This window comes from Streptoverticillium olivoreticuli subsp. olivoreticuli (assembly GCF_003391135.1).
In the GTDB taxonomy this organism is placed as follows: domain Bacteria; phylum Actinomycetota; class Actinomycetes; order Streptomycetales; family Streptomycetaceae; genus Streptomyces; species Streptomyces blastmyceticus.
The window spans coordinates 2,111,284-2,127,490 of the sequence record NZ_CP031455.1; the positions used below are offsets into that span (position 1 = coordinate 2,111,284).

Consider the following 16,207-nt stretch of genomic DNA (forward strand, 5'->3'; position numbering starts at 1 on the left):
CGGTGTCACATGGCTCAGTGCACGGAGAAACCGCCGTCGACGAAGATCGACTGGCCGGTGACATAGGCGGAGGCGCGGCTCGCGAGGAACACCGCCGCGCCGGCGAAGTCCTCGGCCAGGCCGTTGCGTCCGACCATCGTGCGCGCCGCAAGCGCCGCCACCCTCGTAGGGTCGGACGACAGCCGTTCGTTCAGCGGCGTCATCACGAAGCCCGGCACGAGCGTGTTGCAGGTGACGCCGTACCGGGACCACGCCTCCGCCTGTGAGCGGGCCAGTGATTCCAGCGCCCCCTTGGAGACACCGTAGGCGCCGCTCTGGACGAACGCCCGGTGCGCCTGCTGGGAGGTGATGTGGATGATCCGGCCGAAGCCGCGCTCGGCCATGCCGGGGCCGAACCGCTGCCCCAGCAGATAGGGCGCCTCCAGGTTCACCGTCATCGTGGCGTCCCAGACCTCGTCGCCCAGCTCGCCCATCGGCGGCCGCAGATTGACCCCGGCACAGTTGACGAGGATGTCGGGCTCCCCGAACACCCCGGCCGCCTCCTCGGCCGCGGCGCGCACACCGTCGCGGGTGCCCAGGTCGGCGCTCAACCAGCCCGCGCGGCAGCCGTCGGCCGTCAGCTCGTCGACCGTGGCGGTCAGCTCCGCCTCCCTGCGCGCCACGACCACGACGCCCGCCCCGGCACGCGCGAGGGCCCCGGCGATGGCCCGGCCGATGCCGGAACTCCCGCCGGTCACCACGGCCACCCGGCCGTCCAGCGAGAACAGTTCGGAGAGATACGCCCGCGCAGTCATGCCCGCACCCTAGACGGCGCGCCCCCGCGGACGGCGCCCGGCCCGGGCCCGTGCCCGCCCGGTCCGACAATCACGGCATTGGTCTTGACCAAGTCTGTGTGCCGCCTTATGGTCGCAGGCATACTGCAACAACCTTTAATAAAGAAGCGCGCGAAAAGCCTTTGCGGAGGATCAGGGTGGGGACCACGCAGCTGGACACGGTGCCGGAGCCGAAGTACTGGCACCTGAAGACCGTGCTCACCGACGCACTCGACTCCGAGTTCGCGGTGGGCGAGATCCTGCCGAACGAGCGCGAGCTCGCGGCCCGTTTCGGCGTCGCGAGGGCCACGCTCCGCCAGGCCCTCGAACAGCTCGAGCTGGAAGGGCGCCTCCAGCGCCGCCGCGGCGTCGGCACCACCGTCGCCCCGCCGCGCATGGGCGTCGCCGTCGGTGACACCGAGCACTCCTGGCCCGGCGCCGGTCCGGACGCCTGGCTGGCCGTCGACTGCGCGGACGCGGCACCGCCCGCGGCCGTCGCCCGCCTCCTGGACACCGGCAGCGGCGAGATCGTGCACACCGTCCGCCGCACCCGCCGCACCCACGGCCAGCCCGTGGCCGCCGAGTTGCTGTACGTCCCGCCGAGCAGCGTGCCGGGGCTCGCCGGCATCGACGCGCCGTCGGGCGCGGCCCGCGCCCGCGCCGTGCTGCGGGAACTGCAGCGCCTGGAGCTCGACGGCCAGGACCAGGCCGTGGAGCTCGGCTCCGCCCGCGCCGACGACGCCAAGCAGCTCGACCGGCTGCCCGGCGCTCCCGTGCTCGTCGTGACCACCCGCTATTTCACGGCGGGCCGCACGGGAGCGGTGGCGGTGGCCACCTACCGGGCCGACACCTGCAGGCTCACCTTCGGCGACTCGGGGATGCAGCTGCTGGCCGGCTGACGGCGGGCGCGGGCGTGGCTCAGCGCCGCGCCGTCACCGTGCTCTCGACCGCGAACAGTTGCTCCTCCACGTGGTCGAGGGCCAGGCGCAGCGCGCCCGTCGCGACCGCCGCCTCGCCCAGCAGCGACTGCACCACCCGCGGCGGGCGCAGGCAGTAGCGGGCCAGCTCCGTGCGCAGGGGTTCCAGGACGCCGCTGAGGCCCGCGGCCCAGCCGCCCACCACGACGAGCTCCGGGTCGAGCGCCAGCACCAGGGCGGCCACGTCGTGCACCAGCCGCCGGATGAACCGGTCGACGGCCGCACGGGCGCGCTCGTCGCCCTCCCGGGCCAGCGTGAAGACCCGTGCCACCTGCGCCTCGTCCAGCGGGTGCAGGGGTTCGCCCGTCGTGGACAGCACCACCTCGGGGGTGGCCTCCCGGCCCAGGAGGTGCAGCGCGCCGATCTCCCCGGCCGCGCCGCCGTACCCCCGGTGCAGCCGGCCGCCGATCAGCGAACCGGCGCCCGGGCTCAGCCCGGCCAGGACGAACACCACGTCGTCCGAGCCGGTGGCCGCGCCCTTCCAGTGCTCGGCCACGGCGGCCGCGTTGGCGTCGTTCTCGACCAGCACCGGGCAGCGGAACGAGCGTTGCAGCCGCTCCCCCAGCGGCAGGCCCGTCCAGCCCGGCAGGGCGGTCCCCAGCCGTACGGTCCCGTCGGCCTCCACGATGCCGGGGCTGGCCACGCCGACGGCCCGCAGCCTGCTGCGGGGCACGCCCGAGCGCTCCAGCAGGTCGGCGACCGCGACCCGTACGCACCCCAGGCGCTCGTCCGCCGAGGCGGTCTCCGCGACGTCGAGGGACGTCGCGCCCATGACCCGCCCGCCGAGGTCGGCCATCAGGGCGGCGATCCGGTGCGGGCCGATCTCGATGCCCATCAGGTGGCCGGCCTCCACGCGGAAGCGGAAGCGCCGCGCCGGGCGGCCCTGGCGCCGGGCCTCGCCCTCCTCGGCGGGCACCTCCACCACCAGGCCGGACTCCATCAGCCCCTCGACCACACCCTCGACGGTGGGCCGGGACAGGCCCGTCACCTTGGTCAGGTCGGTGAGCGTGGGGGAAGCGGGAGGAGCCGCCGCGCGCAGCGCGTGCAGCACCACGGCCGAATTGATCCGCCGCAGCAGAGACGGATCCCCACCGGTGAGCCGCCCCAACGTGCCGCCTCCTCGCTTTGCGTGCCCTTTGCTGTCGGGTCGGATGGTATCCGGTGCCGGGGAGGGCGGCGAGCCTCGGGACCTCACCCGTGGGTGACGGATCCCGGCCGGGTCCGCTCCCGCGCCCCCGGCCCGCCCGGGACGACGCTGACGTGCCTCTTCGCCGTCCCGGGCGGCCGACGGCGGAGTCCGGTCAGCCGGGGAGCCCCGTCGCGGCGCGCAGCCGCTCGAACTCCTCGGTCATCTTCGGGAGCGGCCAGTGGGCGTTGAGGCCGCTGGGGTTGGGCAGTGCCCAGATCCGGGTGGCGCCGATCGTGCGGTCCTGCGGGCCGATCCGGGCTCGCTTGTCGTCGAAGGCGACGCGGTAGGCGGTGATGCCCACGACGGCCAGCCAGCGCGGGCGCAGCCGGGCGACCTTCTCGGTGAGGATGCGGCCGCCCTCGCGGAACTCCTCGTCGCTCAGCTCGTCCGCCCGCGCGGAGGGGCGCGCGACGACGTTGGTGATGCCCAGGCCGTACGAGAGCAGTTCGTCCTGCTCGGCCGGGGCGAGGCGGCGCGGGGTGAAGCCGGAGAGGTGGAGGACGGGCCAGAACCGGTTGCCGGGGCGGGCGAAGTGGTGGCCGGTGGCCTCGGACAGCAGGCCCGGGTTGATGCCGCAGAAGAGCACGCGGAGATCCTCCGCGACGACATCGGGTACCACCGGGCGCCCCCTCCCCTTTTCCGAGTTCCCGGGAACCCTATACCGCGGGCTGCTCCGTGCCGCAGTGGAGGCACTTGCGGGCTCGCTCCGGGAGGTCCTCGGACAGGCAGGCCGGGCAGGTCTTGAGCGGTCCCGGATCGCCGAAGACGACGAGCCCGCGCCGCGCCTGGACGTGCTTGTAGGGGACGACGATGAGGAAGTAGACGACGGCCATGAAGATGAGGAAGTACACGACGGCGGAGAGGAACGCCCCGAGGTCGAGGTAGGTGGCGCGGTTGCCGGTCCGGCCGAGCTGCCAGCCGAGCCCCATGGAGTGGCCGCCCTGGGCACGGGTGATGACCGGGTTGACCACGAAGTCGGTGAACGCCTTGATGAGCGTGCTCATCGCGAGGGCGATGATCAGGCCCACGGCCACGGTGACGATGTCACCGCGCATGATGAAGTTCTTGAATCCCTTGAGCACGGCCGTCTCCTAGCGTCGGGCATCCGATGAGACCACGCAGAACGGTACATTCCGGGCTTCCGCCTCCGGTGGTACGGCGCGGCCGACCCGGATACACGGACCGCCCGTGGCGGTGTCCCCCTCGGGGAGGACACCGCCACGGGCGGCCGGAGCTCGTGAAGGACCCGCCGGGGCTAGAGGATCGACCCCGGGGTGTAGGCGGCCGCCTCCGGGTGCCGCTTGGCGATCTCCTCGATGCGGGCGACGACCAGGGCGACCTGGTCGGCGGCGGCACCGCTGAAGGACAGCTTGTCGGCCATCAGCGCGTCCAGGCCCGCCCGGTCCAGCGGGATGCGGTCGTCGGCCGCCAGCTTGTCGAGCAGCTCGTTGCGCTCGGCGCCCTGCTCGCGCATGGCCAGCGCGGAGGCCACCGCGTGCTCCTTGATGGCCTCGTGCGCGACCTCCCGGCCGACCCCGGCCCGCACCGCGGCCATCAGCACCTTGGTGGTGGCGAGGAAGGGGAGGTAGCGGTCCAGCTCGCGGGCGACGACCGCGGGGAAGGCGCCGAACTCGTCGAGGACCGTCAGGAAGGTCTCCAGCAGGCCGTCGAGCGCGAAGAACGCGTCCGGCAGCGCGACACGGCGCACCACCGAGCAGGAGACGTCGCCCTCGTTCCACTGGTCGCCCGCCAGCTCGCCGGTCATCGAGGCGTAGCCGCGCAGGATGACCATGAGGCCGTTGACGCGCTCGCAGGAGCGGGTGTTCATCTTGTGCGGCATCGCGGACGAGCCGACCTGGCCGGGCTTGAAGCCCTCGGTCACCAGCTCGTGGCCGGCCATCAGCCGGATCGTCTTGGCGAGCGAGGAGGGGGCCGCGGCGAGCTGCACCAGCGCGGTGACGACGTCGTAGTCGAGGGAGCGCGGGTAGACCTGGCCGACGGAGGTGAAGGCCTGCGCGAAGCCGAGGTGGCCCGCGATCCGGCGCTCCAGCTCGTCCAGCTTCGCGGCGTCGCCGCCGAGCAGGTCGAGCATGTCCTGGGCGGTGCCGACCGGGCCCTTGATGCCGCGCAGCGGATAGCGGCCCAGCAGCTCCTCCAGCCGCCCGTGGGCGACGAGCAGCTCGTCGGCCGTGGTGGCGAAGCGCTTGCCGAGGGTGGTGGCCTGGGCGGCGACGTTGTGCGAGCGGCCCGCCATGACCAGCTCGGCGTGCTCGCCGGCCAGCTTGCCCAGCCGGGCCAGCACGGCGACGGCGCGGTCGCGGACGAGCTCCAGCGAGAGCCGGATCTGGAGCTGCTCGACGTTCTCCGTGAGGTCGCGGGACGTCATGCCCTTGTGGACGTGCTCATGGCCGGCGAGGGCGTTGAACTCCTCGATCCGGGCCTTCACGTCGTGGCGGGTGACCTTCTCGCGCTCGGCGATCGAGGCCAGGTCGACCTGGTCCAGGACGCGCTCGTAGTCGGCGAGGGCGGCGTCCGGCACCTCGATACCCAGGTCCTTCTGGGCGCGCAGCACGGCCAGCCAGAGCCTGCGCTCCAGGGTGACCTTGTACTCGGGGGACCACAGGACGGCGAGCTCGGCGGAGGCGTAGCGGCCGGCGAGGACGTTGGGGATGCGGGGCTTCAAAGGCGCAGCTGTCACACGACCAGAGTCTACTGGCGGTTCCCGCAGGCCAGCGCCCCGGCTCGGTTCGTGCGTTGCTACGAGAGTTGCTACGAGAGGGGAGCCGCGGGACGCGTCGTGCGCGTGCCGGGCGCGGCGGCGGGTGGGATGGTGGTGCGCGTACACCGGGGAACGCCGACGGAAGGTTGCGCGCCATGGCCGAGCAGGTGGATGTCGTCGTCATCGGCATGGGGCCGGGCGGCGAGCACGTGGCGGGGCGGCTGGCCGAGGCCGGGCTGAGCGTGGTGGGCGTCGAGGCGGAGCTGGTCGGCGGCGAGTGCCCGTACTGGGGGTGCGTGCCGAGCAAGATGATGATCCGGGCGGGGAACCTGCTGGCGGAGGGGCGCCGGATCCCCGGCATGGCCGGGGCGTCGCAGGTGATGCCGGACTGGGCGCCGCTGGCCCGCCGGATCCGTGACGAGGCCACCGACGACTGGAACGACCGGGTGGCGGCCGACCGCTTCACCGGCAAGGGCGGCCGCCTGGTCCGGGGGCGCGGGCGGCTGGCCGGGCCCGGCCGGGTCGAGGTGGACGGCGAGGTCTTCGAGGCCCGGCGCGGGGTCGTGATCGCGACCGGCACCAAGCCGTCCGTCCCGCCGGTGCCGGGCCTGGCGGAGGTGCCGTACTGGACGAATCGCGACGCGGTGTCCGCGAAGGAGGCGCCGGGCTCGCTGCTCGTGCTCGGCGGCGGTGCCATCGGGCTGGAACTCGCGCAGGTCTACGCCCGGTTCGGTACCCGTGTCGAGATCGTGGAGGCCATGGCGGGGCTGATCCCGGCCGAGGAGCCGGAGGCGGGCGAGCTGCTGGCGGAGGTGCTGCGCCGGGAGGGGCTGCGCATCCGGACCGGCGCCCGGGCGGCCGGGGTGCGGCATGACGTGGACACCTTCACGCTCACCCTGGAGGACGGCACGGAGCTGACGGCCGACCGGCTGCTGGTGGCCACGGGCCGCCGGGTCGACCTCGCGGACCTGGGCCTGGAGACCGTGGGGCTCGATCCGCGGGCGCGGTCGCTGAAGGTCGACGGCCGGCTGCTGGCGGGGCACGCGCTGTGGGGCGTGGGCGACGTGACGGGGCACGGGGCGTTCACGCACGTCGCGATGTACGAGGCCGAGATCGTGATCCGCGCGGTGCTGGGCGAGGCGGGGCCCGAAGCCGACTACCGCGCGCTGCCCAGGGTGACGTTCACCGACCCGGAGGCCGGGGCCGTGGGGCTGACGGAGCATCAGGCACGGGAGAAGGGGCTGCGCGTGCGCACCGGCCTCGCGCGGGTGCCGTCGTCGACGCGCGGCTGGATCCACAAGGCGGGCAACGACGGTCTGGTCAAGCTGGTCGAGGACGCGGACCGCGGCGTCCTGGTCGGGGCGACCACGGTCGGTCCGATGGGCGGCGAGGTGATGTACGGCCTGGCGGTGGCGGTCCAGGCGGAGGTGCCGGTGGAGGCCCTGCGCCACATGATCTACGCGTACCCGACCTTCCACCGGGGCGTGGAGGCCGCGCTCGCCGACCTCCGGTCGGGCGACGACCACGGGGCGGCGGACCGTTGACGACCCGGACCGCTGACAACCCGGACCGCCGGTAACCCGGACAGTTGGCGACAAGGCCGACCTTAACCCGTCGGTCACAAGCCGTTCGTGATCACGCAACACCGTTCGGTCAGGGTGGGCCCATGACTGACGAGACCCGTGCGAAGAGCGCGCACGCGCGCCATCACTGGCGGCGGGATCTGGTGGAGCTGGCCGCCCTGTTCACCGCGGTCGCCGCCGCCGACTCCGTGGCCAACACGGTCGCGCACGGCCCGGACGGCCCCGTCCTGCTGGTCTCCTCTGCCGCCGCGCTGCTCGCCACGGCGGGCTTCCACACCTGGTGGGCGCGGCGGCACCACGCCGCTCCCCCGCGGCCCGGCAAGGCCCTCCCCGTCGCGAACGGCGAAGTCGGCACGGCACCCTCGTCCGTCACCGGGCAGAGCACCGCCCTGTGGCGGATGCGGACGACCGTGCGGGACGAGCCCGGCAGTCTCGCCGCGCTGTGCATGGCGCTGGCCCACCACCACGTCGACATCCTCGCGCTCCAGACGCATCCGCTGGCCGACGGCGCCGTGGACGAGCTCCTGCTGCGCGCCCCGGACGCCCTGACGCCCGCCGAGCTGGCGGACGCCGCTGCCGCCGGTGGCGGCAGCGGCACCTGGCTGGAGCGCGCCGACGCCCACGATCTCGTGGACGCCCCGACCCGGGCGCTCACACTCGCCACCCGCACGGCCCTCGACGCGGCGGAACTCCCGCTCGCGCTGCGGCAGTTGTTCGGCCGCTGCGCCATCCGCTCGGTGCCCGCCGCCGACGGCGGCCCGGATCCGGCGGTACCCCCGGAGGGGGTGTGGGAGGAGACGGTGATGCGGCTGCCGGACCCCTCGGGCGGGACGATCACCATCGAGCGCCCCCATCTCCCCTTCACTCCCACCGAGTTCGCGCGGGCCCGCGCGCTGGTCGAGCTGGACGCCCGCCTCGGCCCGCGCGTCCCGCCGCGCAGCGATGTGCTGACGCTGCCCGAGGGCAACGAGATCACCGTGCGCCGCGCCGGACTCGACGATCTCACCGCGGCGCGCGAGATGCACGAGCGCTGCTCCGCCGCGACGCTGTCCCGGCGCTACCACGGACCGGTCGGTGACGCCGACCGCTATCTCCGCCACCTGCTGAGCCCGCGCTTCGGCCGCACCCTGGCCGCGTACACGGCGTCCGGCCGGCTGGTGGCGCTCGGCCATCTGTTGTGGGACGGCGAGGAGACCGAGATCTCGCTGCTCGTCGAGGACGCGTGGCAGCGGCGCGGAGTCGGCGGCGAACTGCTGGGCAGGCTGGTGGCGATGGCCGCCGACGCGGGGTGCGAGAGCGTCTACGCCGTCACCCAGGCGTCCAACACCGCGATGGTGGCGGCGATGCGCGCGCTGGACCTGCCGCTGGACTATCTGATCGAGGAGGGCACGCTGGTCGTCACGGCCCGCCTCGCCCCGGCACCGGCCGGGCCCGCGACCCGTACGGGATCTTCCGCCCGCAAGCGCTGAAAAGCCGCCCCGCTCCGGGATCCGGATCCCGAAATGCCGGTGACGCGGCCGCCCCACGCGTACGAGGATGACCGCATGCCGAACAACACCGTGAACCCGCTTCCCCGCCAGGTCGCCGACGCCTACGTCGACGCGTTCATCGAACTCGACCCGCTCGCCGGCACCTACCTCGGGGTGGCGGAGTCCTCGCGGCGGCTGCCGGACTTCTCGCCCGCGGGCGGGCGGGCGCTGGCCGACCTGGCCCGCACGACCCTCGGCCGGCTGGCCGAGGCGGAGCGGCGGCCGGGCGCGGACAGCGACATCGAGCGGCGCTGCGCCCGCTTGCTGCGGGAGCGGCTCACCGCCGAACTCGCCGTCCACGAGGCGGGCGAGCAGCTGCGCGCGGTGAGCAATATCCACTCCCCGGTGCACTCCGTGCGGCAGGCGTTCACCATGATGCCGACGGAGAGCGCCGAGGACTGGTCGGCGGTCGCCGAGCGGCTGCGGGCCGTGCCCGCGGCGCTGGAGTCCTACCGCGAGGCCCTCGCCGAGGGCCTCGCGCAGAAGCTGCCCGCCGGTCCGAGCCAGGTGACCACCGTCATCGGGCAGTTGGGCGAGTGGATCGGCACGGACGGCGGCTGGTTCGCGGAGTTCGTCGCGCAGGGACCCGAGGAGCTGCGCGCGGAGCTGGAGGGGAGCGCCGCCACCGCGACCGGCGGGCTCGTCGCGCTGCGCGACTGGCTGCGCGACGTCTACGCCCCGGCCGTCGAGGGCGCCCCCGAGGTGGTGGGCCGCGAGCGGTACGCCCGCTGGTCGCGCCTGTGGAACGGCACGGACCTCGACCTCGACGAGGCGTACGCGTACGGCTGGTCGGAGTTCCACCGCATCCTCGCCGAGATGCGCACCGAGGCCGAGAAGATCCTGCCCGGCGCGAAGTCCCCGTGGGAGGCGCTGGCCCATCTCGACGTCCATGGGCCGCACATCGAGGGCGTCGAGGAGGTGCGGGTGTGGCTCCAGCGGCTGATGGACGAGACCATCGAGGCGCTGGACGGCACCCACTTCGAGCTGGCCGAGCGGGTCAAGCGGGTGGAGTCCCGGATCGCGCCCGAGGGCAGCGCCGCGGCCCCGTACTACAGCTCGCCGTCCGAGGACTTCTCGCGCCCGGGCCGGACGTGGCTGCCGACGATGGGCGAGACCCGGTTCCCGGAGTACGACCTGGTGTCCACCTGGTACCACGAGGGCGTGCCCGGCCACCACCTCCAGCTCGCGCAGTGGGCGCACGTGGCGGAACGGCTCTCGCGCTACCAGACCACGATCGGCAACGTCAGCGCCAACTGCGAGGGCTGGGCGCTGTACGCGGAGCGGCTCATGGACGAGCTGGGCTTCCTCACCGACCCCGGGCGCCGACTGGGTTATCTGGACGCCCAGATGATGCGCTCCACGCGGGTGATCATCGACATCGGGATGCACCTGGAGCTGCGGATCCCGGAGCACTCGCCGTTCCACCCCGGCGAGCGGTGGACGCCCGAGCTGGCACGGGAGTTCTTCGGGCTGCACAGCGGCCGCCCGGCGGGCTTCGTCGACAGCGAGCTGGTGCGCTACCTCGGTCTGCCGGGCCAGGCCATCGGCTACAAGCTCGGCGAGCGGGCCTGGCTGGCCGGGCGCGACGCGGCCCGCAAGGCGCACGGTGACGCGTTCGACGCGAAGGCCTGGCACATGGCGGCGCTGTCACAGGGATCACTGGGCCTGGACGACCTGCTGGCGGAGCTCTCGGCGCTCTGACGCACGGACGCGGGGGCGGGCCCGGTGCAGCATCCGGGCCCGCCCCGCGCGGGGCGGCTCAGATGCGCCAGGTCCGGATGCGGTCGGCGCATTCGTAGACGTCGACGCGGTATTCCTTGATGTCCCGGGCGAGATCGACTATGGAGCCGTAGGGCGGGTCGATGCCCTCGCCCGCGGCGGCCATATAGGCGACGACGACCATGCAGGCGTAGAGACTGCTGCGCACCGGCAGCGGCTGGAGCCGGACCAGGGTGTGCATCAGGGCGGCGGCACGCCAGGCGGCGTCGGGCTCGTGGTCGAACTTCGCGACGTCGAAGGCGTGCCGGGAGACCGCGGCGGCGAGGGCGGTGTAGTCGTGGACGGCGGGCTCTTCGTACAGCTTCTGCTCCTGCACACCGAGGAGCCAGGGCAGATCGATGAGCAACGTCATCAGGCGGCCGCACCGCCCTCGGACGGAGGTGCCTCCTCAGGGAAGGCGGCGTCGAATTCCTCTATGTGTTCGTTCCAGAACTTCGCGGCACGCTCCACGAAGCGGCGTCGCTGCTGCTCGCGCACGGACAGGTCGTGCACATAGGCCTTGATGCTCTTCCCGTCGGCGGCAGCGGCCTCACGGATGGCCGCGAGCTCCTCTTCCGTGAATTCAATGTTGAGTGCCGGCATGGCTCCACGGTACCGGCCCAGTACCGGACGCGGCAGGGGCCGACCGGCCCTCGCGGATCCGTCCGCGCCTGCCGGTCGAACGGTCAATCCCCGGTAAAACCCTTGTTCGGCTGGGGTTTCCACGGTAGACATCACCCATGACCGGCTATTCCCCCGACGCCACCGACTGGCGCATCCTCGATGCCCTCCAGAGCAACGGCCGTGCGGGCTTCGCGGAGTTGGCGCGCACGGTGGAGATGTCCTCCAGCGCCGTGACCGAGCGGGTCCGCAGGCTGGAGGAGGCGGGTGTCATCGGCGGGTACACGGCCGTCGTCGACCCCGAGAAGCTGGGGCTGCCCGTCCTCGCCTTCGTCCGGCTGCGCTGTCCGAACGGGAACTACGAGCCGTTGCACGATCTGCTGGCGACCACGCCGGAGATCCTGGAGGCGCACCACGTCACGGGCGACGACTGCTTCGTGATCAAGGTCGCGGCCCGGTCGATGCGGCACCTGGAGGAGGTCGCCGGGCGGATCGGCGCTCTCGGCGCGGTGACCACGAGCGTGGTCTACTCCTCACCGCTCGCCCGCCGGGCGCTCAGCCGGTGACCCCCGCCGTGCGGTGGCGCACGGCGGACCCCGACCGGCCCTTGACGACCTGGAGTTGAGCGGGGACGCGCCGGCGGAGGTCGGCGACGTGGCTGACGATGCCGACCGTGCGGTCCCGCTCGCGCAGGGAGTCGAGCACGTCCAGCACCTCGTCGAGGGTCTCCTCGTCGAGGCTGCCGAAGCCCTCGTCGATGAAGAGCGTGTCGAGCCGGATGCCGCCCGCCTCCTCCGTCACCACGTCGGCGAGACCGAGGGCGAGGGCCAGGGAGGCGAAGAAGGTCTCCCCGCCGGAGAGGGTCGCGGTGTCGCGCTCGCGGCCGGTCCAGGCGTCGACGACATGCAGGCCGAGGCCCGAACGGCGCGCTCCGGACCGGGCGTCGGAGTGGACGAGGGTGTAGCGCCCGCCCGACATCCGCCGGAGCCGCAGGGTCGCGGCGGCCGCGACCTGCTCCAGCCGGGCGGCGAGCACATAGGACTCCAGGCGCATCTTCCGCTCGTTGTGGGCGGACGTCCCGGCGACGAGCGTCGCGAGGCCCGCCACGCGGTGGTGCTCCTCGCGCAGCGGGGCGAGGCGGCGCACGTCGGCGGCGGCCTGCGCGGAGAGCCGGTCCAGCTCCGCGCAGCGCGTGCGGGCGGCGGACTCGGCGGCGGAGGTCTCGCGCAGCCGCCGGGTCGCGGCGGCCAGCAGCGCGTCGGCGGCGGCCGGGTCGGCGGGAGGCCGCCCGGCGGCGGCCGCGTTCCGCGGGTCGGCCAGCTCGGCGGCGACGGCCGCCTCCTCGCTCCGCCAGGCGTCGAGGCGGTGCCGCAGGGCGCGCTGCTCGGCGCCGGGGAGCACGGCACCGGCCGCGTCCGAGGGCGTGGCGAATCCGGCGCGGGCGGCCGCCCCGGCGAGCCTCGCCCCGGCCTTCGCCAGGTCGTCCGCCGCGCTCTCCGCGGCCCGTACGGCCTCGGCGGCGTCGGCGAGGAGGGTCAGGCGGCGCTCCAGCCGCGCGGCGTGCGCGGCGACGGTCGCCGCTCCCCCGCGCGCCTTCGCCAGTTCCTTCTCCAGCGCGCGCAGTTCGGCGTCGAGGTGCTCCCTGCGGGCGGTGCGGGCGGTGACGCGCAGCTGGGCCGCCCGCTGCCCGGCGCTGCGCAGCTCGTACTCCCGCTCGGCGCCCTGCAGCGCCTCGCGGGCGTGGTGCGCGTCCGCCCCCGCGGCCCGGGCCTCGGCGAAGGAGCGCCGGATGTCCTCGGCGGCCGCTGCCAGTTCGGCGACGGTCGCCGGGCCGGCGTCGGTCTCGGCGTGGGCGAGGGCGTCGCACAGCGCCTGGAGCTCCCGCTCGGACCGTTCGCGGGCGGCGTCGGCGTGCTGGGAGAGGTCGAGGGCACGGGCCTCGTCGGCACGGTCGACGTGACCGGCGGTGGTACGGGCGGGGTCGGGGTGCTCGGTGGCCCCGCACACCTTGCAGGCCGTGCCGGGGGTCAGCCCGGCGGCGAGTTCGGCGGCGATGCCGAGCAGGCGGCGCTCCTTGAGGTCGAGCCAGCGCTCGCGGGCCGCGGTGGCCCGCTCGCGCGCCTCGAGCAGCCGGGCCCGGGCGCCGGTGGCCTGCCCGGCCAGCCGGTCGCGCTCCCGGGCGGCGTCCAGCCTGCGCCCGGCGGGGGCCACCTCGCCCTCCAGGCGGGCGGCCCGGGTGGCCGCCTCCTGGGCGCGCTCGACGCGCTGCCGGTGGTGGGCGTGCCGGGCCTCCCGGCCGGCGAGCCAGTCGGCGGCCTCGGTGAGAGCGTCCTCGTCGGAGCGGGCCTCGTGGTCCAGGTCGGCGAGTTCGGCGGCGATCTCGGCGGCGCGCTGTTCTGCGCGGCGGGCGGCCGAGAGCGAGCCGAGGTCCTCGCGGTGGGTCCGCTCCAGGGCGGCGAGCTCGGCCGCGGCGGCGCTCCGGTGGTCGGCGGGGAGCCGGTCGCGGGCGTGTGCTTCGGCGCCGGCGGCCGCGCGGTGCGCGCGCCCGGCCTCCTCGTACAGCTCCAGGGCGGGGACGACGGACTCGGCGGCGTGCGCCCGCTCCAGGCGCTCGCGCAGCCGCTCGGCCTCGGCCGCGCGCTCCTCGAAGGCGGCGGCGCGCTGCCGGGCCGCGGCGTGCCTGCGCTGGAGTCCGGCCAGTTCGCGGGTGGCGTCGGCGTGGTGCTGGGCGGCGCGGTGGGCGGCCTCGGCGGTGCGCACGGCGACGGCCGCGGCGTCCCGCCGCTCCCGGGCGCCGGAGCGGGCCAGCGCCGCCCAGGCCAGCACGGCCTCGGCCAGCCCGGCGTCACCGGGGGCCGGGGTCGCTCCGCCGGGAGGTGCCGTACGGGAGGAGGCGCGCTGCCCGGGCACGGCGACGAGGGCGGGCAGGGACGGGTCGGCGACGGCCTGCTGCATCCGGTGAACGAGGGCCAGGAGCTGCTCGTCGCCGCTGGTGACCTGCTTCTCGGCGGCCCGGCGCAGCTCGGCGAGGCGGTCCTCGACGGCGGCGAAGCGGCTGGTGTCGAAGAGCTTGCCGAGCAGCTTGCCGCGGGCGGTGTCCTCGGCGCGCAGGAAGCGCGCGAAGTCGCCCTGCGGCAACAGCACGACCTGGCAGAACTGCTCACGGCTCATGCCGAGCAGCTGGGTGATCTCCTCGCCGATCTCCTGGTGGGAGCGGCTGAGGCCCTGCCACCGGCCGTCGTCGGTGCGCTCGCGCAGCGTGCTGTGGGCCTTCTCCCGGGTGTGGCCGGCGCCCCGTTTCTTGGGGCGGAGCTGCTCGGGCCGCCGGGTGATCTCCAGCCGGCGGCCGCCGACGGTGAGGTCGAGGGTCACCTCGGTGAGGGTGCCCGGGTCGGCGTGATCGCTGCGCAGGGTCAGGCCGCTGCCCTGGCGGGCGCCGGGCACCCCGCCGTAGAGGGCGTAGCAGACCGCGTCGAGGACGGAGGTCTTCCCGGCGCCGGTGGGGCCGTGCAGCAGGAAGAGCCCGGCGGAGGACAGGGCGTCGAAGTCGATGTCCTGGGAGCCGCCGAAGGGCCCGAAGGCGTGGAGGGAGAGCCGGTGCAGCCTCATCGGGCCTCCTCGCCGAGGGCCGCGGCCAGCCGTACGGCGTCGATGGCGCCGGTCAGCACGGTGCTCTCGGCGTCGTCGGCCCCCCGGCCGCCGCGCACATGGGCGACGAAGTCCTCGGCGATCTGGTGGTCGGTGCGGCCCCGGAGCCGCTGGGCGTAGGAGGCGTGGGGGTCCTCGGGGGCCCGGTCGGGTTCGAGGACGAGGCTGACCACGTGCGGGAAGCGCCGGGCGAGGCGGGCCATGGGCTCCTCGGGGCGGTGCGGGTCGGTGAGGGTGGCCTCGACCCACGCCTGCTCGTGCTTCTCGAGCCGCGGGTCGCCCAGCAGCTCGTCGAGGCGGCCGCGGATCCGGGCGAGCGGGCGCGGCACGGGGCAGTCCAGCCGCTCGGCGGTCAGGGCGCCGCCGGCGCCGAGATCGACGAGCCACATGGTCTTGCGGTGGTCGGCCTCGGAGAAGGAGTACGCCAGCGGCGAGCCGGAGTAGCGGACGCGCTCGGTGATGGTCTGACAGCCGTGGAGGTGGCCGAGGGCGGCGTAGTCGACGCCGTCGAAGGTCTCCGGGGAGACGGAGGCGACGCCGCCCACGGTGATGTCGCGCTCGCTGTCGCTGCCCGCGCCGCCCGTGACGAAGGCGTGCGCGAGGATGACGGACCGGGTCCCTGCGGGCCGCGTGGCGAGGTCGGCGCGGACCCGGTCCATGGCGGCCCGCAGCACGGCCTGGTGACCGCCGCGGGGGGCGCCGAGCTCCTCGCGCACGAGGGCGGGCTCCAGGTAGGGCAGGCCGTAGAAGGCGACGTCGCCGTGCGCGTCGGTGAGCAGGACGGGGGTGCCGCAGCCCGCCGGGTCGGTGCGCAGGTGTATGCCCGCCCGCTCGATGAGCCCGGCGCCGACGCCCAGGCGGCGGGGCGAGTCGTGGTTGCCGGAGATCATCACGGTGGGCACCCCGGCGTCGGCGAGCCGGTGCAGCGCCTCGTCGAACAGCTCGACGGCGGCGAGCGGTGGCACCGCCCGGTCGTAGACGTCCCCGGAGACGAGCACCACGTCGGCCTCGTGCTCGTGGACCGCGCTCACGAGGTGGTCGATGAACTGCCGCTGGGCCTTCAGCAGGCCGATGCGGTGGAAGGAGCGCCCGAGGTGCCAGTCGGAGGTGTGCAGCATTCTCATGTCGCGGCTCCGACCTCCATGTCTTTCGATCCTCCGGCTCTGCTCCGGCCCCGCGCGCCTGCTCGAGGGGACCGGCGGCCATTTTCGCACCCGGGTACGACATCTCTATCCGATGCGGGAGGCGCCCGGAGGGCGGAGCCGGATTTTCCGGCGACAAATGCCAAAAGCCTGAGCCACAGCCGCACGATCGGTTACCTTCCGTCGCAACGGACACGCCACCGGTAATCGCCCACGGGCAGGAGAGGAA

Annotated in this window: 14 protein-coding genes; 5 read left to right on the top strand and 9 right to left on the bottom strand. The window is 74.5% G+C overall.

Annotation, left to right across the window (positions count from 1 at the left end):
• Positions 1-14 precede the first annotated feature (14 nt).
• A complete protein-coding gene (locus tag DXZ73_RS08850) occupies positions 15-794 on the bottom strand; it encodes an SDR family NAD(P)-dependent oxidoreductase (RefSeq protein ID WP_116210469.1) in 780 nt (259 codons plus the stop codon).
• Positions 795-970: 176 nt separating this feature from the next.
• On the opposite strand from DXZ73_RS08850, the gene DXZ73_RS08855 reads away from it, so the two are divergent.
• Entirely contained in the window at positions 971-1,711 is a 741-nt protein-coding gene (locus DXZ73_RS08855) for a GntR family transcriptional regulator (RefSeq protein WP_116210470.1), read from the top strand.
• A gap of 19 nt (positions 1,712-1,730) precedes the next feature.
• On the opposite strand, the gene DXZ73_RS08860 is transcribed toward DXZ73_RS08855, so the two are convergent.
• The 4 genes from DXZ73_RS08860 to purB form a co-directional block, all read right to left on the bottom strand.
• Positions 1,731-2,897 carry an ROK family protein gene (locus DXZ73_RS08860; RefSeq protein ID WP_116210471.1) on the bottom strand — a complete coding sequence of 389 codons (1,167 nt, stop codon included), beginning with the start codon at positions 2,895-2,897 and terminating at the stop codon, positions 1,731-1,733.
• Positions 2,898-3,090: 193 nt separating this feature from the next.
• Entirely contained in the window at positions 3,091-3,597 is a 507-nt protein-coding gene (mug, locus tag DXZ73_RS08865) for a G/U mismatch-specific DNA glycosylase (RefSeq protein ID WP_116210472.1), read from the bottom strand.
• Positions 3,598-3,634: 37 nt separating this feature from the next.
• Positions 3,635-4,060, bottom strand: coding sequence for an MscL family protein (locus DXZ73_RS08870; protein ID WP_116210473.1), 426 nt, complete (start codon positions 4,058-4,060; stop codon positions 3,635-3,637).
• A gap of 173 nt (positions 4,061-4,233) precedes the next feature.
• Positions 4,234-5,676, bottom strand: coding sequence for an adenylosuccinate lyase (gene purB, locus DXZ73_RS08875; protein WP_116210474.1), 1,443 nt, complete (start codon positions 5,674-5,676; stop codon positions 4,234-4,236).
• A gap of 176 nt (positions 5,677-5,852) precedes the next feature.
• Between purB and DXZ73_RS08880 the strand changes: the two genes are divergently transcribed.
• The 3 genes from DXZ73_RS08880 to DXZ73_RS08890 all read left to right on the top strand — a co-directional run bounded on the left by DXZ73_RS08880 (position 5,853) and on the right by DXZ73_RS08890 (position 10,510).
• Complete coding sequence (locus DXZ73_RS08880) at positions 5,853-7,241, top strand: dihydrolipoyl dehydrogenase family protein (protein WP_116210475.1); 1,389 nt, start codon at positions 5,853-5,855, stop codon at positions 7,239-7,241.
• A gap of 122 nt (positions 7,242-7,363) precedes the next feature.
• Positions 7,364-8,749, top strand: a complete 1,386-nt coding sequence (locus tag DXZ73_RS08885) for a GNAT family N-acetyltransferase (RefSeq protein WP_116210476.1) — start codon at positions 7,364-7,366, stop codon at positions 8,747-8,749.
• 75 nt (positions 8,750-8,824) lie between these two features.
• Entirely contained in the window at positions 8,825-10,510 is a 1,686-nt protein-coding gene (locus DXZ73_RS08890; protein WP_116215501.1) for a DUF885 domain-containing protein, read from the top strand.
• A 58-nt stretch (positions 10,511-10,568) separates the two neighbouring features.
• Here DXZ73_RS08890 and DXZ73_RS08895 read toward each other — a convergent pair whose 3' ends face one another.
• Both DXZ73_RS08895 and DXZ73_RS08900 read right to left on the bottom strand, forming a co-directional pair.
• Positions 10,569-10,940 carry a toxin Doc gene (locus tag DXZ73_RS08895; RefSeq protein WP_116210477.1) on the bottom strand — a complete coding sequence of 124 codons (372 nt, stop codon included), beginning with the start codon at positions 10,938-10,940 and terminating at the stop codon, positions 10,569-10,571.
• Positions 10,940-11,170, bottom strand: coding sequence for a hypothetical protein (locus DXZ73_RS08900; protein WP_116210478.1), 231 nt, complete (start codon positions 11,168-11,170; stop codon positions 10,940-10,942). Before DXZ73_RS08900 ends, DXZ73_RS08895 begins: the two co-directional genes overlap by 1 nt.
• 137 nt (positions 11,171-11,307) lie before the next feature.
• Here DXZ73_RS08900 and DXZ73_RS08905 point away from each other — a divergent pair, with 137 nt between their 5' ends.
• On the top strand, positions 11,308-11,754 hold the full coding sequence (locus tag DXZ73_RS08905) for an Lrp/AsnC family transcriptional regulator (RefSeq protein ID WP_116210479.1): 447 nt from the start codon (positions 11,308-11,310) through the stop codon (positions 11,752-11,754).
• Here the strand turns inward: DXZ73_RS08905 and DXZ73_RS08910 are convergent.
• A complete protein-coding gene (locus DXZ73_RS08910) occupies positions 11,744-14,797 on the bottom strand; it encodes an AAA family ATPase (protein ID WP_116210480.1) in 3,054 nt (1,017 codons plus the stop codon). The two genes, DXZ73_RS08905 and DXZ73_RS08910, sit on opposite strands and share 11 nt — an antisense overlap.
• The gene (locus tag DXZ73_RS08915) at positions 14,794-15,960 is read right to left on the bottom strand and encodes an exonuclease SbcCD subunit D (RefSeq protein ID WP_116210481.1); all 1,167 of its coding nucleotides are present in this window, start codon (positions 15,958-15,960) and stop codon (positions 14,794-14,796) included. Before DXZ73_RS08915 ends, DXZ73_RS08910 begins: the two co-directional genes overlap by 4 nt.
• Between the last annotated feature and the right edge of the window lie 247 nt (positions 15,961-16,207).

Excerpts from the sequence above, each read along its gene's own strand:
- DXZ73_RS08850 (WP_116210469.1), bottom strand. The coding sequence starts at position 794 with ATGACTGCGCGGGCGTATCTCTCCGAACTGTTCTCGCTGGACGGCCGG.
- DXZ73_RS08880 (WP_116210475.1), top strand. The coding sequence starts at position 5,853 with ATGGCCGAGCAGGTGGATGTCGTCGTCATCGGCATGGGGCCGGGCGGC.
- DXZ73_RS08885 (WP_116210476.1), top strand. The coding sequence starts at position 7,364 with ATGACTGACGAGACCCGTGCGAAGAGCGCGCACGCGCGCCATCACTGG.
- DXZ73_RS08890 (WP_116215501.1), top strand. The coding sequence starts at position 8,825 with ATGCCGAACAACACCGTGAACCCGCTTCCCCGCCAGGTCGCCGACGCC.
- DXZ73_RS08895 (WP_116210477.1), bottom strand. The coding sequence starts at position 10,940 with ATGACGTTGCTCATCGATCTGCCCTGGCTCCTCGGTGTGCAGGAGCAG.
- DXZ73_RS08900 (WP_116210478.1), bottom strand. The coding sequence starts at position 11,170 with ATGCCGGCACTCAACATTGAATTCACGGAAGAGGAGCTCGCGGCCATC.
- DXZ73_RS08905 (WP_116210479.1), top strand. The coding sequence starts at position 11,308 with ATGACCGGCTATTCCCCCGACGCCACCGACTGGCGCATCCTCGATGCC.
- DXZ73_RS08910 (WP_116210480.1), bottom strand. The coding sequence starts at position 14,797 with ATGAGGCTGCACCGGCTCTCCCTCCACGCCTTCGGGCCCTTCGGCGGC.
- DXZ73_RS08915 (WP_116210481.1), bottom strand. The coding sequence starts at position 15,960 with ATGAGAATGCTGCACACCTCCGACTGGCACCTCGGGCGCTCCTTCCAC.